Below are 25440 nucleotides of genomic sequence, written 5' to 3'. Positions count from 1 at the left end.
CCTTCTCCTCGTCAGCTGTTTGGTTCAGAATCCAACCAATTGAACAAGGGAACTTCCAGGTCATATTCGGCATTTGCATTCATTTCGTCGAACTTAGCATTGCCTCCCTGTGTCCTTTTGGATTGGTTCAAGACATCTTTTGCAGAACGAATATTTTTCTTTTCCCAAGACAGCAAAATCCGATCAATGTATTTTAAGCTGTAGGCCTGATTCAATACCGCTTCACGCAAAGCAGCTTCGATCAAATCAATCGGATAATGATCGGTATCCATCCAACTGGCAATCGTCTGCATTTCGATGGGCGACAGATTTCTGCCGAATTCTTGTTCGAACATCGTCATGATATCTACGGCTTGCTTCTCAGGAACAGCTTTCTGTTTGTCGCGCTCGAGCAGCAGGAAAAGTCTTTGATACAACGGCTGCAAAGAATAGGTGTCCTCCACTTTCCCACTTTTGTCATTTTTCGTTTCCATCAGAATGACTTTCTTCTGCAATAGAATATGCAAAAGAGAAAAGACCTCTTTTTCTGACACGCCCATAAATTCTGCGATGAGGGACAGGTTCGGAAAGGGTGTATTTTTATCGATATAAGCCTTTATTTGCAGGATGAAGATGAATTCGGAATCCGTAAGGCCAACTCTTCTGTAATTTTGCAACAACACATTCGAAACCACAGTATCCCCTTCTTCAAGCCATTTCAATAAACCATCGTAAGACATGGCCGTCTCCTTTCATAACAGAAAGTGGAACAAATATTTTTTCTATTTGTCCCACTTCTATTTTTTTTATTTTATTCAGCACGTTAACGCACAGCCAGCAAAATCATTATGGATAAATTCTGTTCAGCAAGCGCGGGAATGGAATCGATTCACGGATATGCTCTGTTCCGGAAATCCACGTCACCATTCTTTCCAAGCCCAAACCGAATCCGGAATGAGGGACCGAACCGTATTTTCTTAAATCCAAATACCAAGAATAATCCTCCGTACTCAAACCAAATTTTTCGATTTGTTGGCTCAAGCGATCGTAATCGACTTCCCGTTCACTGCCGCCGATAATTTCTCCGTATCCTTCAGGGGCAATCATGTCCGCACATAAAACGACATCGGTGCGTTCTGGGTGTTCCTTCATATAAAAAGGTTTGATCGCTTTCGGATAATTCAAAATAAAGACAGGTTTGTCCGATTGATTTGCGATAAACGTTTCGTGCGGCGACCCAAAGTCATCCCCCCAAACGATGTCATCAAAGCCGTTTTCAATCAATAAAGCGACGGCATCGTCGTAAGAGATGCGATCATACGGTAATTGTGTATATTTCTTCAGCAATTCCTTGTCGCGTTCGAGCGTATCCAAGAAAAGGTCACAATTATCCAATACGGATTGGACCAGATAAGCGACATATTTTTCTTGAACCTCCAGGCTTTGTTCCTGATGCATAAACGCCATTTCAGGTTCGATCATCCAAAACTCGATCAAATGACGACGTGTCTTGGATTTTTCAGCACGGAAAGTAGGCCCGAAGGAAAATACTTTCCCGAAAGCCATTGCAGCGGCTTCCATGTATAGTTGCCCGCTTTGAGACAGATAAGCTTCTTCATCGAAATATTTGGTGTGGAATAATTCGGTTGTCCCTTCAGGAGCGCTGCCTGTTAAAATCGGCGGATCGACTTTCATGAACCCTTCTTTGTTGAAGAACTCATAGGTGGCACGAATGATTTCGTTACGGATTTTCATGATGGCATGTTGTTTTGATGAACGCAACCATAAGTGGCGATGATCCATCAGGAAGTCCGTTCCGTGTTCTTTTGGTGTGATCGGATAATCATGGCTTTCTCCGACAACTTCGATTCCGGTTATCAATAACTCATAACCCAATTTCGACCGGGTATCTTCCTGTACAATCCCTTTTACGATAATGGAAGTTTCTTGCGTCAAAGATTTCGCTGTGTCGAATAATTCTTCGCCGACCTCATTCTTCAGAACAATCCCTTGAAAGAAATTAGTGCCATCCCGTAATTGCAGAAATGCGATTTTCCCGCTGCTTCTTTTATTTGTCACCCAAGCTCCGATGGAAATTTCTTTTCCTACATAATCTTTCGCTTGATCCATTGTAATTAATGACAACTCTCGTCGACCCCTTTTTTTCCATAAAAAACTGGTTATTTTTTATGTGTTTCAATAAATTTCTTAATGCGATCTACTGCCTCGGCAAGCAGGTCATTGTTAACAGTATAACTTATTCTTGCGTAATCCGGGTAACCAAAACCATCGCCGGATACCAAAGCCACATGCGCTTCTTCGATCAACGCCAAGGTGAAATCTTTTACTTCGGCGAAACCGCACATTTCGGCTGCTTCTTTCACGTTAGGGAAAAGGTAGAAAGCGCCTTTTGATTTCGACACTTTGAATCCAGGAATGCTTTGCACCAATGGGAAAAAGAAGTTTAAACGTTCCTCATAGGCTTTGCGCATGTCTTCCACGAAATCTTGTGGACCCGCTAAAGCGGCTAAAGCGCCGTATTGACTAGGGCCAGCCGGATTGCTTGTCGAATGGCTGGATAGTTCCACCATTTTGCCGATGATTTCAGCATTTCCGATTGCATACCCGATTCTCCAGCCGGTCATCGCATATGTCTTGGATACCCCATTGATGATGACTGTTTGGTTTTTGATTTCTTCTGAAAGAGACGCGATTGAAATGGCTTTGTTTCCGTTATAAACTAAACGGTAGTAAATTTCATCTGCGATGATTAGGATGTTGTTGGCTACTGCCCACTCGCCGATTTCCTTCAGTTCTTCCGGCGTATAGATCGTTCCGGTAGGATTTGATGGAGAATTCAAAATAATGGCTACGGTTTTATCGGTACGGTGGCTTTCCAATTGCGCCAAGGTCACTTTAAATTCATTCTCAGGCTTCGCTTCAACAATGACGTTGACCCCCTCAGCAAGCTTCACTTGTTCCGTATAGCTCACCCAGTAGGGAGCAGGGATAAGCACTTCGTCCCCCGCGTTCAAGATCACTTGGAAAAGCGTATATAAAGCATTTTTTGCCCCTTCCGTCACGATGACCTGATTCACGCCGTAGCTCACGCCATCATACTTTTGATGATAGTCAACAATGGCTTGACGCAAAGGAAGAATGCCGGCTGTCGGGGTGTAGTGATTTGCCTTATTTGATTGGATTGCTTCTACAGCAGCATTCAGAATGGAGCTATGCGTATCAAAATCCGGTTCCCCAACAGTAAGGTTAATGATATCTAAACCCTTCGCTTTCATCGCGTTTACTTTTGCGGATGTTGCCAACGTCGGGGATTCACTAATTTTTTTCATTCTCTCAGAAATTTTTACCATTTCAATCACTCCATATTATATATTTTCAATATCTCGCACCCATTTACCAGAAAGAGCCGATATTAAATAATAGCCGATCGTACCATTTTCGTTTTTATAAGTGACTTCCCATACCGGTTCATCGTTTTCGATACCCAGCCTAGCTTCCAATATATACTTAGGAGCTTTATCTGCCTGCGTGATGGATTTTGCCTCACTTTCGGTGACAACTTCTGCTGTATTTAAAATCGTCGTGCTGCCGCCACTTTTTTTGATGATGACATACAACTCTTCGTTTTTGTTGTCTGTTCCCGCGACGGTGAAGTATGTCTCGGAACCATTGTACCAGTAAAAGTCTTCAACTTTCTGAATGTTCGCTTCTTTTTTAGCTATGATGACAGCTTCTTTTTGCGCTTGCATCATCGGCTGTTGGGCACGATAAAATATCGTGTAAGAGCTGGCGATCAACAGAAACAGAAGGATGATCGTCCCCACAGTGATTTTCCTCTTCAAATGAATCACTTCCCTTTAAATTTAAACACTTTTAATACACTTTGATTCAATTATTAATAATACATGAAAGTTGGGAATGTGGGAATATCTGATGCCACTATTTTTTCAAAAAAGCAGCCATTTTTTCGCTTATTTCCCCGGAAGGCAATTCTTCAATCAAAACATTTTCCGGCAGCGCATTTTTAATATTGTTGTTATAGGAGCTGTGCACTAAGCGATTATCCAAGCAAAGGATCACACCTCTTGCATTTTCCGAGCGAACAAGCCTACCCGCGCCTTGCTTCAGGCGAACCATCGCCCGCGGTAAAAATTCCGCATAGAATGCGCTCTTGCGCCTTTTTGCATAATAGTCTTCGAAGGCTAGACTTTCAGGGCGATAGGGTGGTTCAAAAGGCAAACGGGTTATCACTAATATCTCGACAGCCTGATCCGCGAAATCGACGCCCTCCCAATAGGAGGCGGATCCCAACAAAACCGCTGTGGCTGCTGACGTGAATCGGTTATGCATTCTTCTGCGGCTCCCCGAGAAACCCTGGGCCAATATTTCCGGACCGTCAGCTGCTCTGTTTTCCTGTGATTTCAATGCGCTGAACACATCCTCCAACAATTGATTGGATGTGAACAAGACCAACGCCTTCCTTTGCAAGGGCAGGACAATCTGTTGGAGCATCTGCACGATCTGTTTTGCTGCTTCCTTATCCTCCAGCGACGTGATGGCACTTATGTCGGCAGGAACAAATATTTTCAACCGCTCCGCAAGATTGTAGGGTGAAGCATACGTCAGCTCTCGTAGAGAAGGTTCCCCGACCTTCTCTTTGAAATAGGCGAAGGTGCCATCCACCCTCAGCGAGGAGCTCACATAGATTATTTTCCCGAAGGAGTCATGCAATAACTGGCGGATTTTTTCGGAACTCCGCAAATAATTTTTCTCGATTTTTAATGACAGCACGTCATTTTCCCATGTGCAGATCAATACATAGTAGATTGTTTCGTCATCCGAAAGGAAGTCATCCAGCATGCGCTTCACTGATTCCGTTTCTTTCAGCAAGGACTGCCCGCGCAACCCCAACATCGGATCATCGAGCGCGCCGGTGTTGACCAAACAGCGCTCCCCCGAAAAGATAACTTCGCTTACGTACTGCTTCAACTTTTTATCCATTTTGATGACGCGCTGTTCTGCCTGGAACTCCCGTTCAAGGTAGATGCTCCCCTGTTTTCCTTTTCTGTCCGCTGCAAAGGATTCCATCAACAGCTCCTCAGCATCCGACAGCGCTTGGTAGAATTGATCGACAGCGAACTCGAAGTTGAATAGATCGTACAGCAGTTGGTTATCCCCCCGATTTTTTTCTTCGCCCTCCCGGAAATCCCGCAAATACATCGCGAATCTTCTCATCCTTCGTTTCAATAGGGAAAGTTCGAAGGTTTCTTTCAGGCTTTCTTGGAAAATACGGGGAAATTGATGCGCTTCATCCAACAACAGCGTCATGTTGTTGGCAGATTGCAGGAATGCGATATCCTGTATATGGTGGCTTAAAAAAGCATGATTCGTCACGATGATGCTTGCTTTTTCAGCCTTCCGGTTGTTGGAAGCATAGAAATCGTCTTGTTCCCAAACGCCGGTCAACGGAGCATCCTGGCTGCTGTATGTCAATTTTTGCCCCAGTAAATCGACCGTGTGGCTTTGACTTAATTCATTGATGTCTCCGGTCAGCGTTTCGGTCAGCCAAACAAAAATGCTCATCATGACCAGCGACTCTTTCTTCGCAAGCGTATCAAGCTGTAGTTTGGCAATTTTTTCCAAATGGATAAGATTCCCTTTACTCTTCAATGAACTGACCAACAGTTCAAAAGGCAGCATGCGTTTCAGTTGATGCATTTCTTTATCCAAAATTTGTTCCTGCAGCAGCAAAGTGGACGTGCTGATGACCACTTTATTTTCAGGCGTGGCATGAAAAGCCACCGGCAACAGATAAGCCAAGGTTTTACCGATTCCAGCGGCTGCCTCGATTGCCAGATTTTCTTCCGGTGGCTCATCCATGAAATCGGATACCGCTCCCATCATCCGCAACTGATCTGGGCGGTTCTGGAATCCCTGCTCCTGCAGTATCTGCTGTGAGGCCTTCATAAAATCCGCAACGTTTTTCTGACGATAGGCTGTCTGCTCACTGATCCGTTCTTTTTCGCGAAGCGCTATCCCATTTTTTACATAGACATGCTTTCCCAACGGTAATCGCATTTCTTTCGCTTCTTCATAACAGTCGTAAAAAAAAGACGAGTTGTTCATTTGACAAAACTCGGAAAGAATATTTAATTTTTCTAGGGTAACGAGTGGCAGATGCACCGCTTTTTCTTTCAGCAGCAAGAACAGTTCGGCCGTTGCATGCGCATCGCTGGCGGCATCATGCGCATGGGAATGGTTCAGCTGGAATAGGGAGGAAAGATCCCCCAAACGATAGCTTGAGAGGGTTGGAAATAATATCTTCGTCAGCTCGACTGTGTCCATTGCGCGCAGATTGAGCGGCGCTCTTCCGAGTTCGCTAAAAGAGCTGTTCAAAAAATGGTAATCAAAATGGACATTGTGCGCCACAAAAATGCAGTCTTCCAACGTGTTGAAAATAAAATCACAGACATCATCAAAATAGGGCGCATCTTTCACATCCTGATTTGTGATTCCCGTCAACTTTTCTATGACAGCCGGAATTTTCCTTCCCGGATTAATGGTGATATTCATTTCTTGCACTATCTTATCTTCCTGAAGTAGCGTGCACCCAAATTGAATGATGCGATCCCCTCGATTAAAACTGGACCCCGTTGTCTCCAGGTCGACAATAGCATACGTTCTTTTCATAAATAAAGTCTCCTAATTCAACAGAAACGTCTCCTGTCATGATCTAATATCCCTATTCTACTAAAAAAAGCTTCTGGATTATAGGCCTTGTGCAAAATAAATAGGGTCTTGGGGAAAAATCATTTGCAGTCTTGCGGTCCAGAAACTGCGGCTACTGACTTCTTGGGATTCAACGCTCACCGCCAAGTTGGCGCACATGCCGGGCGCCATGCAAAAAGGGACCAGAACAAAAGTGTTCTGGTCCCCCTTTTTGCATTATATGTATGGTTTATTTTACGTCTGGATAAATATCTTTTACATCTTTTTCAGGGTCAATCACAATATATAATTTTTCATCCGAAGAGACGAAGGATGATTGGAATTCGTTGTCATTTCCGTCAGTTTCGGCCAAAGCCTTGTATGGGAAATAAATGCGATCAGCTTGAACGATGACATCCGATTTTGGATGATCTTCGTCTTGGTAAAGGATATCCATCATTTCGATGTCTTGGAATTTCGCAACGCGGGCAAACATCCCCGATTCGATACCGCCCAGATTAATATCATTGGAGTTTACATGATCCGCTTCTTGAGCGATTTCAATGCGTAACGATTCGCATGGGTGAATCTCTTGGAAATTGCTGTTTCCGATACGGCCATAACTTGTCGTTACTTGCTTGATCCAAAGATCACCGATGTGTTCACGTTTTATCGTCCATGTTTCGCCATTTCTAAAAATAAATCTTAGATTCTTCATTACTTTTTTCATCGAAATCACTCCTGATATATTTACTTTTTGAATATATGACTATTTTATCATAATTTATATTAAATGAGTAATAATACGATTTGAATTTCGGCTGATGCTCGCTACTTCAGCTTTTCCATGAACGTTTTTGCATTGACGACTGCCCGTGTATGTTTCGCAGAACCAATCTCGACGCCTTGATCGAGGGCTCGGCATTCGAAATAATATTTGCTGCCGCTTTGTTCGGTGAATTTAACTTCTACCGTAATGACGGCTCCAGGCAGTGAAGGTTTTTTGTGCGTCAAGTCGACATGCGTCCCCACGGTGGTAAAACCTTCGTCCAAGTGCAGTTGAACCATTTCCTTGCAGGTATTCTCGATCATGGCTAACAACGCTGGTGTCGATAGCACCTCCAACATACCCGAACCGACTTCAGACGCCAGATCCTTTTTTTGCACGGTATATTGTGCCGTAAATATTTCATCCAAATAAATCATTCTCCTCTTTAAAATGAAATTTTTAATTGCGGTAGGCGTGTTTTCCAATTTTTCCGCCAAAACGAGGTTCTTGATGTCCTCAAAAATTTCACCCAGAAAAGGTCCGCCGCGTTTGATTTTCAGCAACGCCATCAGCTCTTTCCCATCCAAAGCCAAATCCTTGATGGAATGGATCGGGATTGTCCTGTCCAATTCGAGCAGTAGTTCAGTCTGGCTTGTCAAGCCAAAGCCTTCGATGATTTCTTCCACTTGCAAGGCAATCTCGATGCCGGTTTCATAGAGCAACGGATAATCCCAAAATTTCTGCATCCTTATTTTCAAGGCATGCACGCCCATCCGGATATCGGAAATTTCTTTGCGCGAGCATTTCCATGACCGCAAAAACGATTCGATGTCAGTATCTTCCATTTTCAAAAAGTGGACGAGCACAATCCAGGCAATCGTCGTACCTTGAAATTGCATAGGGAAAAGTGCCAAGTCAACGAGGTTGTCTTCCTTATTTTGAAAACCGGGACACATCTGGAAGAGCCTGGTCTCGACAAAAAATTTGATGCCGATTTTGCGGTTACGCCCTATCAGCAGTTTATTCCATTCGTCGCGGACACGCTCCACAGCGATTTTCGAAAGCAACGGATGGTACTCGACCACCGCTTCCCTGGTTGCATCTTCGATGCGGAAATCCAGCTGGCTCATAAATCTGGCCGCGCGCATCATCCGTAAGGCATCTTCTCGGAAGCGCTCCTCCGGATTTCCGACTGCGCGAATCAATTTATGCTCCAGGTCTTTTTGGCCATCGAAGAAATCTTTGATTTCTCCCCGCCTATTTACAGCCATGGCATTGATTGTAAAATCTCTGCGTTTTAAATCTTCTTGCAGGCTACGGACATACTCCACCTTTTCCGGTCTGCGGAATTTTTCGTATTTCGACTCGGTCCGGAATGTCGTAATTTCATAGGTCTGATTTTCGAACAATACCATTACAGTGCCATGCTGGATGCCGACATCGAACGTAATCGGGAAAATCCGTTGTATTTCTTCGGGCATGGCGCTTGAAGCGATGTCGACATCAGAAATTTGCAGGTTCAGCAGCGTATCCCTTACACAACCACCGACAAAATAGGCTTCATAGCCAGCGTTTTCGATGGCTTCGATAATCGGCAACGCTTTTTGAAACTCTGGTCCATCAATTATCATAAGAAATTTTCCAAGCCGTATGCCAAATAATCAATGCCCATCACTTTTTGGCAGGATAATGCCACTCCTGTCATGAATGATTCGCGGTCATAGGAATCATGTCGGATGGTCAAGCCTTCCCCTGCGCTGCCGAATTGAACTTGTTGATGGGCAACCAAACCGGGTAATCTGACGCTGTGGATCTTCATGCCATGGAAGTCGGCGCCTCTTGCACCAGCGATTGTTTCCATTTCTTCGGGATTGCCTTGATGGTGGTCCCCTCTCTCCTTGTAGATCAGCTCTGCTGTCTTGATGGCAGTTCCGCTCGGCGCATCCAGTTTGTTGTCATGATGCAATTCAATGATTTCCACATTCGGGAAATATTTCGATGCTTTTGCGGCAAATTCCATCATCAGCACCGCACCGACAGCGAAGTTCGGCGCAATTAGACCACCTAAGCCAACTTCTTTGGATAAACTGACTAATTCGTCGAATTGATCCGCAGTGAAGCCTGTAGTTCCGATTACGGGGCGCAAACGATGCGTTATTGCGAACTTGGTGTTTTCATAAGCGGCCTCGGGTCTGGAGAAGTCGATCCAGACGTCGGCTTCCACTTCGCTGGCCAGTAATTCTTTGTCTTGGTACACTCTGACATGATGCCCTCCATATTGCGGCATTTCATCCAAATAGGCCTCTGTAGCGAAGGGGTCGTACACTGCCGCCAAAGTGAAATCCTCGTGATTCAAAACCATATTTGTGCAAGATGTCCCCATCTTTCCTTTAAAACCTGAAACAATTATTCTCATTCTGCATTTTCCTTTCTTTCGAAGCGATTTGCATCCCTTATTTTATATTTTTCGATTGCGCCCGTAAAGGCTTCGGACATGTCAATTTCCAAAGAATTTGCGAGCGCCAACAAGACAAACAGGACATCTCCCGCTTCTTCCTCGACGGAACGAGGTTTTTCCGAACTTTTTTTCGGCTTATCGCCATAGTGGTGACTGATTTCCCTTGCCAGTTCCCCCATCTCTTCCGTCAAACGCGCCATTTGCCCCAATGGCGAAAAATAGCCTGTTTTGAACTGGGAGATGAAGTCATCGACTTGTTTCTGCATTTCATTGATATCCTTCGTCACTCACAACACCTACATTCGTCATATCGTATTTTTTTCCTCTAACTCCCTCAGTTCCCTCGTATACCTCCTGAAGCTGTCTTCATCATATTTCGATAAAGAAATGTCTATTTGTTGCTTCAGGTAATGGATGCGATCCCGGATAGCTAATTTTTCCAGCGATTTCTCCACCAGCAGCTCCAATTCGCTGTCGTAGGGTTCATTCGCGTCGAGGAACGGATTCTCTTCCAGCACCCCAAAAAACGAAAGGACCTGATAAGATTGGTCAAAATAAAGCTCCAAATAAAAATCTTCTTTCCAGTTCAACCGCAGATCATGGAAGGCTTTTTCCGGGTCATCAAAGGTCTTGCCATCTTTGTAGTATACAAAAGCGACGTTCGGGTTGCCGACCACAGAGAATCCCATTCCCCTGTTCGTTGTCTGCACGCCTTCAATCAAGTGGATATTTTTCAAAAGAATTTCATGGTTGAGCAGATAATTCAAAATCCAGAGCGATTCTCTGCGTTTCAGCTGGTAATTTTGAATGAACCATGAAATGAAATTCTTTTTTTCTTCTAAAGTAGGATTAATCATTTTAGTACCTCCGCTATACTGAGATAAGGAATTAATTACCTAAATGATGGAGCTCGTCGTGCAATTCTTGCAATTCCGGGTTCGACGGATTCATTTCCAGTCCATAGTGGACAACTTGACTGAGTGTATCCCAATCGCCTTCTTCTCTTAAAAATGCCGCATATTCCGCCAAGAATGACTCGTTTTCAACGAAGTGGGGATAAGCTGCGCGGTATGCCTCTTTGGCTGCAGCGTAGTCTTCCAATTCATTGTAGCTCTTGGCCAAAAGCCAATCATATTGCGGGTCGCTCTCGTCTTGGCTTTTGCGTTCGGAAATATACGTGACCACATCGTCGTAACGCTCTTGTTTCAGCAGTAGATTACCGATGGCGAGATGAATGCTTGATAAATCAGGTTCCAATTCAGCTGCCGTCATCAAGTTGGCTTCGGCCTCTTCTTCGCGGTTCAATTTGAGCTGCAGGTCCGCAGCCGTTGTATAAAATTCAGCTTGGTAAGGGTTTTGGGCGATCCCTTGCTCCATCACAGCCAAAGCTTCTTCCAATTGCAACTCTTGCTCCAGGGCATGCGCCAGATATAAATAAGCACTTTGATAATCCTTGTCCGCTTCGATCAGTTTCCTGAAAATGGCAATGGCTCGTGGGTACTCCTTCAGCTGATAATAGGTGAAGCCTAATTGGAAATAACTGTCGGGATGGTGTTCCTCTTCCGGAACCTTCTCTAAATAATTCAGGGCCTTTTCAAATTCACCCACCGCATTGTAACAATCCCCCAACAGGAAATAAATCTGGGATTCAGAGACCATTTCATCGGCCCCGTAAGCCAGCTCTTCATAAATAGGGATGGCTTTCTTATATTCGCCGATGGAATGATACAGTTGCGCCAAGGCAAAATCCAATACCGGTTCATTCGGCAATAACGCCATCGCCTCAAAAATTTTCTGTTCGCTCACTTCGTATAAGCCCTGCACTTGGTAGGCATCGGCCATCGTCAATAAAGCTTGCGGATATACGTCACTGTTCTTGTCTATCGCCAGCAGGATATCTAGTGCTTCATCATAGTTATCTTGATCGATCGCTATTTCCGCTAATGCGATATCCCAATCTGCTGTTTCGGGAGAAAGACTTTTCAATGCAGTGTAGGCTTCTTTTGCTTCTTCCAAAAAACCTAACTGGTGCAAGGTTTCCGCCAACTCCAATAAATCCTCTATATTGCCTTCCGCAACAGAAAGTCTGACGGATTCCTTGAATTGCTTTGCTGCCGCCTCTAAATCATTCTTTTGAATGGACTCGATCATGGCTTGCGCTTCTTTGTTCATACATTAACCCCTTTTGCCGTTTACATGTACTTGCTTAATAAGTATATTTTATCATAAAGTTTATCATCTGTATCTATTTGCGGCCATGTGTTTTTCCAGTTCCGCCAAACAGAGCAAGGATTCGGGAATACCGACCGGCGTAAGATGGCATTTTCCGCTCTTCTAGACGATGCGCCGGCCGCTCAGAGTTCGTTTGAAACAGCCCCTGCCTGCGGACGCTCGGCAAGAAGCAAAAATTTGCAAGCTGAGCCGTGCAAAAAAGGGCAAAAAAATAGAGTTGAAGTCCCGCTAGGGACTCCAACTCCACTTCATAAATTATTTAACTGCATCTTTTAATGCTTTACCTGGTTTGAATGCAGGGATTCTGCTTGCTTCGATTTGGATTTCTTCCCCTGTTTGAGGGTTACGTCCTTTACGAGCTGCACGATCGCGAACTTCAAAATTACCGAAACCGATAACTTGAACTTTTTCGCCGTCTTTCAATGCTTCTTGAATCACTTCAAATAATGCATCAACGCTTGCTGTAACATCCTTTTTAGTCAAGTTTGTTTTTCCAGCAACTCTTTCGATTAATTCAGCTTTGTTTGCCATGTTGTCTGTTCACCTCCTTCTACAAGAAGAATACATGCTTTCTTTGATAACACAACAAAACATGGAATAGCTATTTTTGAGTGGTCCAAAAACAGCTCTGAAATACCAAAGTCGTTTTGAAAAGATATTTCTAATAAAGAATATCACACAAACCTTGCTACTGCAACGATTATAGTGCATTTTCTTCATATAAAAGGTCAATTTATTTTTTTTGACGGGCAATTAAACGGAATGGTGTTCCTTCGAAATCAAACGAATCTCTTATGCGGTTTTCAATGAATCGCTCATAGGAGAAATGCAGTAATTCGGGATCGTTTACGAACAATACAAATGTCGGCGGTTTGATCGCGACCTGCGTCAAGTAATAAATCTTCAATCGGCGGCCTTTGTCCGACGGTGTCGGGTTATGCGCGATGGCATCCATCAATACATCGTTCAACAACGACGAAGGAATACGACGGCATTGATTCTCGCTGATTTCCTTGATTTTAGCGGGTATTTGGTTTAATCTTTGTTTCGTCAGAGCCGAAACATACATAATCGGCGCATAAGAAAGGTATTGGAATTCGTTACGAATTTCTTCTTCGAATTCCTTCATCGTATTATTGTCTTTCTCAAGCGTATCCCATTTGTTCACCAAAATGACGATACCTTTTCCGGCTTCATGGGCATAGCCAGCCACTTTTTTATCTTGTTCTTGGATACCTTCTTCAGCATTCAAAACGACCAAGACAACATCGGAACGGTCAATGGCACGCAGGGCTCTCATGACACTGTATTTCTCAGTGGATTCATAAACTTTCCCTTTTTTACGGATACCGGCAGTATCAATCATCCGGAATTTTGTTCCTTCTACATCCGTAAAGGTTGTATCGATGGCATCACGCGTTGTTCCGGCAATGTTCGATACGATGACACGTTCTTCGCCAAGAATGGCATTCACTAAAGAAGATTTCCCGACGTTTGGACGGCCGATGAATGAGAAGTTGATGACTTCCTCTTCTTCTGCTGACTCATCATCAGAAGGGAATTCTGCCACTACGGCATCCAATAGATCACCCAGTCCCAAGCCATGGCTTCCTGAAATCGGATAAGGATCGCCCAGTCCCAAACTGTAGAAATCGAATACTTCTGCTCTCATCTCTGGGTTATCTACTTTGTTTACCGCTAAAATAACGGGTTTATCGGATTGATACAAAATACGCGCGACATTTTCATCGGCATCCGTAACGCCTTCTCGCACGCTCGTGATGAAGATGATGACATCCGCTTCTTCGATCGCTACTTGAGCTTGCAATTTAATTTGGCTCATGAAGGGTTCATCAGTGATATCGATACCGCCTGTATCGATGATGCCGAATTCTTTCCCCAACCAATCTCCTTTGGCATAAATTCTGTCACGCGTCACGCCGGACACGTCATCAACAATGGAAATTCTTTCTCCTGCTAGTCTATTAAAAATTGTTGATTTCCCAACATTTGGCCTTCCTACTATGGCCACAACCGGATTTGGCATGTAACTTCCGCCTTTCTTCTTCTTTTCTCTAAATAAAACATTTCTTTCGATTATATAATTCAAAAAATCTATATGCCTAAAAGGTCATCATTTTATTCATGTCATTTATAACACACATCAGGCTATAAAAACAACCACAAAAAAAGAGCATGGATGGAATTCCATGCCCTCACATGTGTACTGAACTCAATGTTTATTCTTCGGATTCATCTTTCAATCCAGCTAATTGGTCGCCCAACAAGTCGGCTAAAGTGAAGCTTCCGTCAGAATCATCTGCGGAATATTCTTCCACGACTTCTTTTTCAACTACAGCTTCTTCTGTTGCAGCTTTTTCTTCCAAAGCCTTGATGCTCAATGATAAACGTTGTTCTTCCGGTTTCACTTCAAGCACTTTCACTTGAATTTCTTGTCCTTCTTGCAATACTTCATGCGGTGTTGCAATATGTTGATGAGAAATTTGTGAAATGTGAACAAGTCCTTCTACCCCTGGGAATACTTCAACAAATGCCCCAAAACTTGTCAAACGTTTAACAGTACCTGTCAATACAGATCCGGCTGGCGCTTTTTCTGCAATCGCATCCCACGGTCCAGCTAAAGTATCTTTGATGCTCAATGATACGCGGCCATTTTCTTTGTCGATAGACAAGATTTTCACGTTCACTTTTTGGCCGATCGTCAGGACATCACCAGGATTTTTCACATGTTCATGCGCAATTTGAGAGATGTGGACTAAACCATCTACGCCGCCTAAATCAACGAATGCGCCAAAGTTTGTCAATCTTGCGACAGTCCCTTCAACGATGTCGCCGGCAACCAATTCATCCATTACTTTGCCTTTATTTGCTTCTTTTTCTAATGCAACGACTGCTTTATGGGACAAAATCAAACGATTTTCGCTTGGTTCCAATTCAACAATCTTGAATTTCAATGTTTTGCCTTTGTATGAGCTGAAATCTTCCACGAAGTGATCCTCAACCATCGAAGCTGGCACAAATCCTCTTACACCGACGTCGACCACTAAACCGCCTTTGACAACATCTTTGACTGGCGCTTCGATAATGACGTTGTTTTCGAATTTGTCTTGGATGTCTTTCCATACCGCTTTTGCGTCAACGCGGCGTTTTGAAAGCAAGAAACTTCCGTTTTCTTTATCTTTGATTTGTTTGATGACAACCAAATCAACTACATCCCCAACGTTAAGGATTTCCGTAATTTCTTCGAATGGTTTAGCCGATAATTCGTTGTAAGGAATGACCCCTTCAACGCCGCCGCCGATGATGCCGACGATAGCTTGTCTATCTTGGATGCTTAACACTTCCCCTTTGACGGTATCGCCAACTTCAATTGACAATGCTTCATCTAAGACATCCTGCATCGTTTGTTCAACGCCTTTTGGTTCTTCCTCGTTTAACTCTGGGTTTTCAATGTAATCTGACATGTAACTATTCCTCCTAAAAGTCTGCGGCTTACAATTGGCTTGTTTGCTTAACTTTACTGTTGTTCAGCAGAAAAGTTAGTGCTGGACTCTGTATTTTTGAAACCGTAATCCTACATATAATTATTCTAACATCTTTATTTCGAAACGTCTAGTATTGTTGATTCTGCACTTGTAAGGGTTTTATTTTTTTGGGTGATGACAGCTAAAATTTCTTGTACAACTTCATCGATCGTCAAATGCGTCGAATCCAATTCAATGGCATCATCCGCTCTCTTCAAGGGGGAAATGGCTCTTGTGCTGTCGAGATGATCCCGGCGGCGCATATCTTCGGTCAGCTCTTCCAAAGAAGTGTTGATGCCCTTCGCCACATTTTCTTTGTAACGCCGCAAAGCACGCTCTTCTGCTGTCGCCGTCATGAATATCTTCACCTCTGCTTGCGGCAGTACGACTGTCCCGATATCCCGGCCGTCCATGACGACACCGCCTGATTTTGCGATTTCTTTTTGGCGAGCGACCATCTCTTTCCTGACCTTCGCGAAGGAAGACACGAGTGATACGTTTTGCGTCACATCTTCCGACCGGATAATTTCTGTCACATCTGCTGCATTTAAGTAGACATGTTGCTTTTCTTTTCCGGCAGAGAAAGTGATTTCTGTCTCCCGCAGCAAACGGTACAGCGCTTCTTCATCTTCCAGGCTCACCTGCTTCGCTAAAGCAGCATATGTCAGCGTGCGATACATGGCGCCTGTATCCAGATAGATGAAGCCTAATTCTTCCGCAACTTTTTTTGCGATGGTACTTTTACCGGCCGATGCAGGGCCGTCGATGGCAACATTTATTTTATTCACATTAATCCTCCAACTATATTCACTCTATTTCATTTGAAAAAGCCGTCTTGTCAGACGACTTCTTTTATTTTACTTTTAGTGTCATGCCAATTTGAGCTTCCGTGCTTGATAAACCGTTGGCTTGCATCAATTCATCCAATGTCATCCCGTGGTTCAAGGCGATGCGGTAAAGGTTATCGCCGGCCTTTATGACATAGGAGTTGCTGTAATTTCCGGTTGTTGTCGTTGTTTTATCCTCTACGACAGCAGGAGCCTCCACTACAACCGCGCTCGAACTCGAACTGGAACTTACTGAACTGGATGATTCCGGCGCTGATGACTCAGATACAGCAACCGATGCTGCAGACTCAGAAGATGCTTCTTCAGAAGAGACCGCCTCACTGCTTTGCGAAGTAGAGCTAGCGATTCTTTTGCTGATCATCACTTGTTCCGAGCTTTTTGGTGTTGGCACGCTATCTTTTTGCTTATTTAAATAAATGGTGGCAAACGGAATAATGAGAATAGCCATAAAGAGAAACAGCAATACTTTTAATAGAGGTGCTACTTCTTTATTTTTTGAATTTCTGGCTGAGCGTGAATATTGGCGATTTTTTAGATTTTCATCTTCACCGAACTTACGTGACCAGGGCTCTCCATTATTGCGATTGCGGTTCTTTTTATCCATTCAGTCTCCTCCTATAAGTGATTCAACATAATTGTAGCACATTTCCAGGAATTTTGGTTTACATTTTTCATAAAAGAAAAAGATCGGATACTATTTTACCCCAGCCGTCTTGTACTTTTTTTGAAAACGCATCCCTTGCCGGCCTGAAGCGCTCCATATACGGTTCTTCATCGCCGCAACTGCTGCAGCAAAATTCCGGTTTTTCGTCGAATTCTTTGCCGAAATAGTGCGCTATGATCTCCCGTTTGCATCTGTTCGTTTCTGCGTAATCTTTCATCTTGAACAGCATCTCTTTTTTCAAGTTCAGCCTATTTTCTACGAACGCTTTCGCTTCCGTCGACGAAAGGTTGTTTTGCAGTATATAGGTGAGCAACGTCTCTTCGGTCGGGGTTGCATATTCCACCGCCATTTTTTTGGAGGAGACGGTCTGTTCGATCAACGCTTCCGAAGGGAAATCATTTTGCAGCATCCGCAATTTAAAACTGGCATCGGTTGCTGCATAAAACAGGATCGCGATGCACGGGTTGCCATCCCTGCCGGCCCGGCCCACTTCCTGGACGTACTCTTCGATGGAGTTAGGCATGTGATAATGGAGGACGAAGCGTATATTCGGTTTATTGATGCCCATTCCGAATGCGCTGGTTGCGCAGATGATGTCCAACTCATCCTGCAAAAATTGGTGTTGGATAGTTATTCTGTCTTCATTGCTGCGGTCCGCATGATAGGATTCCGCACGCAGATCCGTCTTTTGCTTGATCAAGTGGGTGACGGCATCCGCTTGGGCTTTGCTTGAGAAATAAATGATCCCAGGGGTCGGGTATGCTTTTATGACATCCAACAGGACAGCATTTTTATCTTCTGGCTGCACGGCAACCGTTTTGTAGTAAATGTTATCCCGGTTAACCGCTCCCTCAAAAACAGCGACCGCTTCCGGGGAAAGGTTCAAAGACCGCAGGATATCTTGCCTGACCTTCGGAGTGGCCGTTGCGGTCACAGCTAAAGTCAACGGGTTGCCCAACGCTTCCCTGGACTTCCCCAGCGACAGGTAATCCGATCGAAAATCCAACCCCCACTGTGATATACAGTGGGCTTCGTCCACTACGAAAAGGGCAATTTTTGACTGTTTCAGTCTAGCCATGACCGCATTGTTCTGCAGCATTTCCGGGGAAAGGAAAAGAAATTTCATCTTGTGTACGCGGGCCAACAGAAATTGTTTTTCCTCGGCCGTCAGCATGCTGTTCAAGGCGGCGGTCCTCTTCTCCCCCATATACTTCAGTTGGGCAACCTGATCTTGCATCAGCGACAACAGCGGAGAAATGATGATCACAATGCCCTCCAGGAGATAGCCGCTCAATTGGTAGATCAGCGATTTTCCCGTTCCGGTCGGCAACGTGGCTAAGGTATTTTTCCCTTCCAGTATGGATAAAATCGGCTGCACTTGTCCAGGCTTAAAATCACTGTAGCCGAAACGCTTTTCTAGTTCAATTTTTAACTGCTCTTCGTTCATTTTTATAGTAAACCTCGCTTGCTATTTGGATTAATCTGGATTCGAAGAAGGTTATGTCAGGCAGTGCCGCTTGAATCTCACGATAATCCACCCGCGCTTTTTTGCTGATCAATTGCCTCAAATAAGCGTATTTTTCTTCATCCATGAAAGATTGGAACGGAAAAGAGGGATAGAGCATGGCAAGCTCAGAGAAATGGTCCTGGATGGTGCTTTGTTTCCGTTTTCTTATCGAAACGATTTCCGCCAGCGAATAACCCTGCTTGAAATATTGCAACGTCCGTTCCGCGCTGCTCGATGCCAAGCCTTTTTCCTGGATGATTTCTTGGATGACGGCGGACAGAACCGGGAATTCCTCCTTGGCGTTCACCACTTTCCCCAGCAGTTCCAACCAGCCTTCCTGCATCATTATTTTGACTTCCATTTCATCCTTTTGCATTGCTTGCGCAATTTGTTCCGTCGTTTTGCGGACATGCTGATGCCCTTCGAATTGATACGTGAAAATGGTTGCCTCCTGTTCCGGGAAGGATTCCAAAAGGACGTACATTTCTTTCCCGAACTGTTTGGCATATTCCGACCGTTCCAACTTCTGTTCACTGAGCAGTTTCTTCACCCACAGCTGCTCCTTTTCGTTCGTTTCAATCGGATAGTACCGTTTATTTTGATGCCTTATTTCGGAAAGGACCTGCAATAAAAATAATACCCGCGTCTTGATTGGTTCCAGGACAAGCGTATATGTCATTTGATTCTTATTCTTAAAAGATGGATGATGCTCAAAAAAAGCATCGCGTTCCTTTTCCCCATACGAAGTCAACAAATATTCATTCTCATTCGAAATATTGATATATCCATTCGCCGCTAACCGCGCCACGCTTTCCTGGAGGACGTGGTATTTCAGATTGGAAAGGGCATTGAAATAGGCTTCCAGATCCAGTTGCGAGCATTGCAGCATCGTTGAGATTGTCCGTTTTCCTATAAGGATATAATAGATGGTAGCCTCTTTTCTTTTCTGTATAGTTGAAAAGCAATTCAAAAAAAGATAATCTGTATAGGATAACTCATTCATTTTTTCACCACCAAAATTATGTAAAGAAGGATATATATGTATTATACCAAAATGTAACCCGTAATATTTTTTAAATGCAAAAAAGATTAAAACACCGCTACATAAACAGTCGTGCGGTTAATACATTTTGAACTTCCTTCCATAATATAGCTTAAGTTTTATATTTATGCCCCTTTTTTGCCCCTTTTTAATATTATTCTGCAAAATAAAAAAGCCCCACTCGTTTAGGAGCGAGGCGGTGCTATCTACAGGAGTTGTCCCGTAATCCCATTGCATTTAATACAAATCTTATTGGCCCTAGAAGGAATTGATAACGAAGATTTTATCCCTGCGAGAAACAGCATAAAAGCTGTAGCCCAATTTTTTTGATAAAAATCCTGAGCAATTGAAAAAGGCAGAAATGTTGCGTGAGCTAACTGACCAATAGCTTAAAATGTATTTAGAAAACTAATTATTAAACAACAACCTCCAGCTCAACTTGGAGGTTGTTTAGCAAATCCGAGCAGGACTAGGTTCTTGTTAGGCTATCAATGAAAAAAATCTTCTTCTAATTTGAAGGCGGATTTCTTAAGTGATTCGAAATTTCCCTAGCTCTCTGATAGTCTTCCTTATTTTTTTCTTTATCTAAAAAATCCTCTAATTTATACATTAAAGTCGCATTTTTTAGTTCTCTTAATCTTCTTTCTTCAATTTCCTCAATAGTTTTTACTATATCATGTTTTAATATGATATATATTATTACCCCAAATTGGAACGCTGATGTCATAAATAGTATCAAAAAAAATAGTAAGAAAAATACAGTAGTTTGCTTGTTCACTTCATATGATTTGATAAAGAAGATGGAATACAGGGTATATGAAAAAGAAAAAATAAACCCGGTGCCTAAAATACTTAGTAGCTTTTGAAAATTCTTTCTCCCCAAGTTTGATAATACTGAATCTGTTTGAATGCTAGTGAGCATAGTGTAAATAGAAAAGTATATCCCAATAAATACAGTTGCTACTGTAACAATTGAACCATCTGTATATACTAAGTAATAGCCTAAATCTGCGATAAAAAAGTTAAATATCTTTTCACACACCTCATATTTATCTTTGAATAAGTAGGAACTCCAATAAACGACACAAAAAGAAACTAAAACAACCGGCAAAATGATGTCTTCAACTAACCTGCTTAAAAGATGGATTGCTTTCTCTTTTATAGTTAAAACCTCCATAATTCCCCTCTCCAATCCAGTATTTACAGAAAAATATCTACTTTAGAATCCACAGCAGTTAGTGGGAATTTTGTATGATGATTATATCCCTTCTTATTACCGATACCGTAATAAAATTCAGATATATTTGAGGCTAAATATTCAAAACCATTAGAATTATCATCTTCCAAAATAAAATCTGAAGCTAATCCGTCATGTTTCAAGTCAATATATTCCATTTTTCTAGTATTTTTGTTTATAAAAGATACCTTAACAGAAATAATACCTTCCGAATTCAAATCTAGCGCTGCCAACATTGAAGTTAGGAGATTAACTTTCATTTTATTTTTATATCTACTTTGCTTAAGAGTTAGTGTTGTGACATTTGCACCTACTTTAGTTGCTACATTTACTGTATCGCCTATCAATTCCTCGATTAAAGTTTTATTCTCAGCTTCTTCCTTAACAAGTTCAGGTAAATAGGAAGATGTAGTTAAAAACTCAATTTGGATAGATTTAATTTGATCGGATGCCTCAACCAAATCAAATCCTTTTTTATCCTTTAGCGCAGCTAACTCAAAACTCCATCTTGGCTCATCTTCGTTTAAACCATCACTGTTACGAAGAAAAGAATTAAAGTAATCACAAAGACCCTTATCCTTACAACCTACATGGTTATACTCCATTACGACCAATTGACTTCCAGGAATAAATAGAAAAGTGGCTGGCTCAAATACATCACCAGGTATTGGATTTACAACATCTGATCTCTTAAGTCCTTGAAATGGTTTCTTTTCTCGGTACTTTCCGACCCAGACGATTCTGTTTTTTGTTTCTTTTTCTTGTTCTGGTGGTCTCATTTTATTCATAGTATACGATCCACTTTTTAGATCCTTGTATCTAGTTACAGCAGTTTTTTTAGTCATCATATCATCCAAAAAAACTTCAATTGGATAATTTGTTTTCAAACCATTTTTACAAATGAAAGCATTAAAATATAGTAACTTTGTAGTCATATTTTCTCCTCCAAGTATCATAAGCCTGTTTCAATATTAACAAAAAAGGCCAAAAAAACAATAGTTTCTTTGGCCATAGGCTTATATAATCATTGGAGATTACTAGTAAATCATATCACAAGAACGCACGTTCTTCAAATAATTTTGATCCAAGTAGCTTAGTAATGCCCTCATAAGTAAGCAATTAAGTAACAGAATGAGACTGATTCGCCTTGGGGGTTATAAATCAGTCTCACTTATTAGTTACGCATTTCGTCAAAAGTCATTTTTTTTATTTATGCATATTTTTTGCTTATGCTCGCTCCCTTGTCTGCATCAAAGTAAATTCCAACAGGCCCGAAATTTGGAAGATCAACTATCAGCACCTTACCATCATTTCGCTCTCCTTTGATCGTGAACCAACTCCCGCCATCAGATTCTAGCGAGATGACATCTCCCGCTTGATATGGACCTTCAACAGGATATACCACCCAATCTTTACCATTTGGCAAAAACAAGATTGATTCAATAACGACAGGGACTTTTTTTAACGCTCGTTTATCTATCCATCCAAGGCCGGTATTAACATATTCGCCAGACCCATTTTCTTCGACTGCTTTGACAACCTGTCCTAAGTAGTTGTCTGTCCTACCCCAGAATGCTTGTCCGGGTTCTCCCCACGGCCGGCTATCAATGGAATAGCCTCCGCTTACGATAGTTACTTCATAATCGACTTTCACCCTTGAATAGGTTACAACAGTAGGTTCAGCGGCCACGCTTGTGGGTTGGCCAAGAGCCGGAACAATAGTGCTATCACCTGCGTGTAATGCATCATAATATTTTTTAACTTGAGCGAAAGCTGTATCCCACGAAACACCAACGTTCGACCAATAAGCAATTGGATCCGTGTGGTCAGTGTTTCCTAAAAACTTAGTGACGGCTAAATGCGTCCAGACGGTACCTTGTCCATTCTTAGTTGCATCTGTACAAGCCAAATCGTACCAGTACAGCTGATAGGCCGCCCAGAATAGCCCACGATCAATCGCTGCAATAGCCTTCGCCTTATTCGCTATGCGGCAAACTTCGATTTGTACAAGCCTTGCATTTGCCGGACCACCTGCACCCCAGCACTTGTAATCAGTATTGGAAATCTCTCTTAGTTCATCGTCATCGGCCCAGGCGTGGACAATCCCATTTGCCGCAGGATCTCGTAACTCATAACCAATTTGGTTAAGTATCAATCCTTCGTTAGCCGGTTCATGCAACACAACGCCCTCTGGTTTCCCGTTACGATACGATCCACAATAACCATCTGTTAAACGGTGATCAGTGATGATTTCATACTTCATTTTTGCATCTTTAGCCATTTTATTTTTCCTCCTTCTTATTAATCGGGAAATATTTTTCTTTTTTCACAGCGATTTCATTGTCTAGCCATGTCAATAACCACATCGGGAAGTGTTTATCCCATCTCAGGACGACAATGTTCGCCATGAGTGAATAAAAATTATGATAAATGAACGCAGCGGTGATGATCGTATAGATGATGCTGCCGGTAGAAAATAATTGATCTAGTCCCAATCCCATCGCGCATATACCAATGATGAGCACATCACGAATCAACGAGTCAATCGCAACTCTGCTCGATCTTTGCTTGTCAGTCGATACCGTTGCCAGTCGACCGCCTACGATCCACTCGAAACTGATGATGCCGATAAGAATACCGATTAATATCGTGTGATTTAAACTCCACCCCTGCGTATAAACCCATTGCGGGATAGCGATTGTTAGCCCGCCTGTAACCGCACCAAATACCCACGATCCGTCCACGTTCATTTTTGATAACTGTCCTTTTAATAAATCCATTATTTCAGTCATTGTCCACGCTCCCTTTTGCATAATAAAAAGGCTGCCCGGATGGACAACCTCTTCTTATTAGTCACTATTTTTAGTTGCTCTACATGTCCATGTTTGGTATTTCAGTATGACGTGGTCTCTTGCATACCTCGCACCAAAATGTCTTATTTTCATGTTCAAGTCCACTTCTGTCAAGGGCAGAAGATAAGATTTTATCTGTCTCCCAACACATACCGCAGAAATATCTATTATCCTTCTTTCGATAATAGACACTCCCTTTATATTCCAGTTCAGATTCCAGAATTTGCTGATTTTCCAACTCGTTAATTCTATTTCTTAAATCAAAATTCTCTGAAGATAGATTAAACATGGCATCTTGAAGATCCAACAACACACTCCTTAACTGTAAATCATTGGCTCCCGTTGCAAAGTTTTTTGCATCCTTGATAAGTTCTTTCCAATCTGAATATCCCATAGTATTTTTACTCCTGTTCTCTTTTGGTCTTATACTATTTAATATAGCACAAGTTAAGAGAATCAAGTTTCTTTTCTATGTACGTATCGACTGTTTTTACCGATGGTATCCATTTAGCCATAAACCTAGTATTTCATAGAATTATCAATTTTTCACTAATTACCATATGCCGCAATTACAGCCCCAGTTGCACAATCGCCAATCTGAGCATAACCTAAATTGCTACAATGCAGTTGATCGCCATTGTGAGGATATGTTCCACTACGTCCTGTTATGGCTTCAATGTATGTAAATGACTCAGCACCATATACTGTCCACGTGAACTTATTAATTCCGCTATTATGCCATAGGTCGCATACCGCTACATTATTGTAGTTTGCAACTTCCTTCATAATATCAGTCATCGTTTCCATCGTCTGTCCGCTACCTGCTGGATATATTGCATACCCGTCAGCGTCAACGTATGGATATTTTCCTGCACAATGCGGAGTCATGATTAATACTTTGCATGTCAGGTTTCCTGCAGCAATAAGCTCTTCATAAATTCTATTGATTACATATTGGGTGTACCCTGCAATAGTGTTCTGAGTTGGATACAAGTCACCAAGCTGACCTACAAGAGTTGAGCGATTATTATATCCGCCGAAGTAGATGATTAATTTCTTCCCTGCTACATCAGCAGACGATAGTGGCCTTAGTGTACCGGCAGCATCGGTAGTTGAGTTATAAGTTCCTGCCCTACCTAGCTCACCGTCAACTAACGCAATCATCCCTAATCCGCCTTTAGCGTGATAAGTAACATTCATACCTAACTTACTGACTAACTGATTCGGCCATTTTCTAGCTGCAGTTAGGCTATCCCCAATCGCTAGAAATTCTCCGTTTTCCCAAGAAGTAGTAGTTGACATTGAACCTAAGTCACTCTCAATTTCAGAAATCTTCTGTGAAATTTCTACTGCCGAACCTGCCGTGTCAATGCAATGATTCACTAATGTAGTATCTTGAGTAGCGCCAGTAACTTCAAATACTCTTAGCTCAGTTAATGTATGCGTGCTTCCAATTACTCCACCATTATGTGTCACTAGCATATGTGCTCGCCAGTCAGCACCGACAGTAAAGTAAGCATATTCATACACTACACCATTATAGGTATAGCTGTTAAAGGCGCCATAACCGCCCCACCC

General features: G+C 42.6%; 24 protein-coding genes. All 24 read right to left on the bottom strand.

Annotation, left to right across the window (positions count from 1 at the left end; genetic code table 11):
* Positions 1–11 precede the first annotated feature (11 nt).
* A complete protein-coding gene (locus tag BM101_RS00120) occupies positions 12–719 on the bottom strand; it encodes a DnaD domain protein (RefSeq protein WP_087031057.1) in 708 nt (235 codons plus the stop codon).
* 106 nt (positions 720–825) lie between these two features.
* Positions 826–2109 carry an asparagine--tRNA ligase gene (gene asnS, locus BM101_RS00115; protein WP_087031055.1) on the bottom strand — a complete coding sequence of 428 codons (1284 nt, stop codon included), beginning with the start codon at positions 2107–2109 and terminating at the stop codon, positions 826–828.
* Between the two features lie 50 nt (positions 2110–2159).
* Positions 2160–3350 (bottom strand): pyridoxal phosphate-dependent aminotransferase, encoded by a 1191-nt coding sequence (locus BM101_RS00110; protein WP_087031052.1) that lies wholly within the window; start codon positions 3348–3350, stop codon positions 2160–2162.
* A 15-nt stretch (positions 3351–3365) separates the two neighbouring features.
* The gene (locus BM101_RS00105; protein WP_143084392.1) at positions 3366–3842 is read right to left on the bottom strand and encodes a cell wall elongation regulator TseB-like domain-containing protein; all 477 of its coding nucleotides are present in this window, start codon (positions 3840–3842) and stop codon (positions 3366–3368) included.
* 97 nt (positions 3843–3939) lie between these two features.
* On the bottom strand, positions 3940–6690 hold the full coding sequence (locus BM101_RS00100; RefSeq protein ID WP_087031046.1) for a helicase C-terminal domain-containing protein: 2751 nt from the start codon (positions 6688–6690) through the stop codon (positions 3940–3942).
* 268 nt (positions 6691–6958) lie between these two features.
* Positions 6959–7438: a hypothetical protein gene (locus BM101_RS00095; protein ID WP_087031043.1), complete on the bottom strand. Its 480-nt coding sequence runs from the start codon at positions 7436–7438 to the stop codon at positions 6959–6961.
* Between the two features lie 101 nt (positions 7439–7539).
* On the bottom strand, positions 7540–9108 hold the full coding sequence (locus tag BM101_RS00090) for a CCA tRNA nucleotidyltransferase (RefSeq protein WP_087031040.1): 1569 nt from the start codon (positions 9106–9108) through the stop codon (positions 7540–7542).
* Positions 9105–9893, bottom strand: a complete 789-nt coding sequence (gene dapB, locus BM101_RS00085) for a 4-hydroxy-tetrahydrodipicolinate reductase (protein ID WP_087031037.1) — start codon at positions 9891–9893, stop codon at positions 9105–9107. The genes BM101_RS00090 and dapB overlap by 4 nt, the downstream gene beginning before the upstream one ends.
* Positions 9890–10201, bottom strand: a complete 312-nt coding sequence (locus BM101_RS00080) for a nucleotide pyrophosphohydrolase (protein ID WP_087032081.1) — start codon at positions 10199–10201, stop codon at positions 9890–9892. Before BM101_RS00080 ends, dapB begins: the two co-directional genes overlap by 4 nt.
* A 39-nt stretch (positions 10202–10240) precedes the next feature.
* Positions 10241–10792: a YpiB family protein gene (locus BM101_RS00075; protein WP_087031034.1), complete on the bottom strand. Its 552-nt coding sequence runs from the start codon at positions 10790–10792 to the stop codon at positions 10241–10243.
* Between the two features lie 31 nt (positions 10793–10823).
* Positions 10824–12107 carry a tetratricopeptide repeat protein gene (locus BM101_RS00070; RefSeq protein ID WP_087031031.1) on the bottom strand — a complete coding sequence of 428 codons (1284 nt, stop codon included), beginning with the start codon at positions 12105–12107 and terminating at the stop codon, positions 10824–10826.
* Positions 12108–12422: 315 nt separating this feature from the next.
* Positions 12423–12698 carry an HU family DNA-binding protein gene (locus tag BM101_RS00065; RefSeq protein ID WP_087031028.1) on the bottom strand — a complete coding sequence of 92 codons (276 nt, stop codon included), beginning with the start codon at positions 12696–12698 and terminating at the stop codon, positions 12423–12425.
* A gap of 202 nt (positions 12699–12900) precedes the next feature.
* Positions 12901–14214: a ribosome biogenesis GTPase Der gene (gene der / locus BM101_RS00060; RefSeq protein WP_087031025.1), complete on the bottom strand. Its 1314-nt coding sequence runs from the start codon at positions 14212–14214 to the stop codon at positions 12901–12903.
* A gap of 193 nt (positions 14215–14407) precedes the next feature.
* On the bottom strand, positions 14408–15652 hold the full coding sequence (gene rpsA, locus BM101_RS00055) for a 30S ribosomal protein S1 (protein ID WP_087031022.1): 1245 nt from the start codon (positions 15650–15652) through the stop codon (positions 14408–14410).
* Positions 15653–15786: 134 nt separating this feature from the next.
* Positions 15787–16491, bottom strand: a complete 705-nt coding sequence (gene cmk, locus BM101_RS00050; RefSeq protein ID WP_218149853.1) for a (d)CMP kinase — start codon at positions 16489–16491, stop codon at positions 15787–15789.
* Positions 16492–16564: 73 nt separating this feature from the next.
* Positions 16565–17164, bottom strand: a complete 600-nt coding sequence (locus tag BM101_RS00045) for a LysM peptidoglycan-binding domain-containing protein (protein WP_087031016.1) — start codon at positions 17162–17164, stop codon at positions 16565–16567.
* A gap of 67 nt (positions 17165–17231) precedes the next feature.
* A complete protein-coding gene (locus BM101_RS00040) occupies positions 17232–18671 on the bottom strand; it encodes a RecQ family ATP-dependent DNA helicase (protein ID WP_087031013.1) in 1440 nt (479 codons plus the stop codon).
* Entirely contained in the window at positions 18646–19734 is a 1089-nt protein-coding gene (locus BM101_RS00035) for a YpbB family protein (protein WP_087031011.1), read from the bottom strand. Before BM101_RS00035 ends, BM101_RS00040 begins: the two co-directional genes overlap by 26 nt.
* A 547-nt stretch (positions 19735–20281) precedes the next feature.
* Entirely contained in the window at positions 20282–20950 is a 669-nt protein-coding gene (locus BM101_RS00030; protein WP_087031008.1) for a hypothetical protein, read from the bottom strand.
* Between the two features lie 23 nt (positions 20951–20973).
* Entirely contained in the window at positions 20974–21945 is a 972-nt protein-coding gene (locus tag BM101_RS00025; protein ID WP_087031005.1) for a DUF6731 family protein, read from the bottom strand.
* A gap of 275 nt (positions 21946–22220) precedes the next feature.
* Positions 22221–23291 carry an N-acetylmuramoyl-L-alanine amidase gene (locus tag BM101_RS00020; protein ID WP_087031002.1) on the bottom strand — a complete coding sequence of 357 codons (1071 nt, stop codon included), beginning with the start codon at positions 23289–23291 and terminating at the stop codon, positions 22221–22223.
* Position 23292: 1 nt separating this feature from the next.
* Entirely contained in the window at positions 23293–23802 is a 510-nt protein-coding gene (locus BM101_RS00015) for a phage holin family protein (RefSeq protein ID WP_087030999.1), read from the bottom strand.
* A 79-nt stretch (positions 23803–23881) separates the two neighbouring features.
* Positions 23882–24256: a hypothetical protein gene (locus tag BM101_RS00010; RefSeq protein ID WP_087030996.1), complete on the bottom strand. Its 375-nt coding sequence runs from the start codon at positions 24254–24256 to the stop codon at positions 23882–23884.
* 155 nt (positions 24257–24411) lie between these two features.
* The coding region (locus tag BM101_RS13955) for an SGNH/GDSL hydrolase family protein (RefSeq protein WP_177194295.1) at positions 24412–25440 on the bottom strand (1029 nt) is incomplete at its 5' end.

Origin of the sequence: Trichococcus palustris (assembly GCF_900114465.1) — a bacterium.
Taxonomy (GTDB): Bacteria; Bacillota; Bacilli; order Lactobacillales; family Aerococcaceae; genus Trichococcus; species Trichococcus palustris.
Note: the sequence above shows the minus strand (reverse complement) of the source record. Positions and strands in the feature narration are given on the sequence as shown.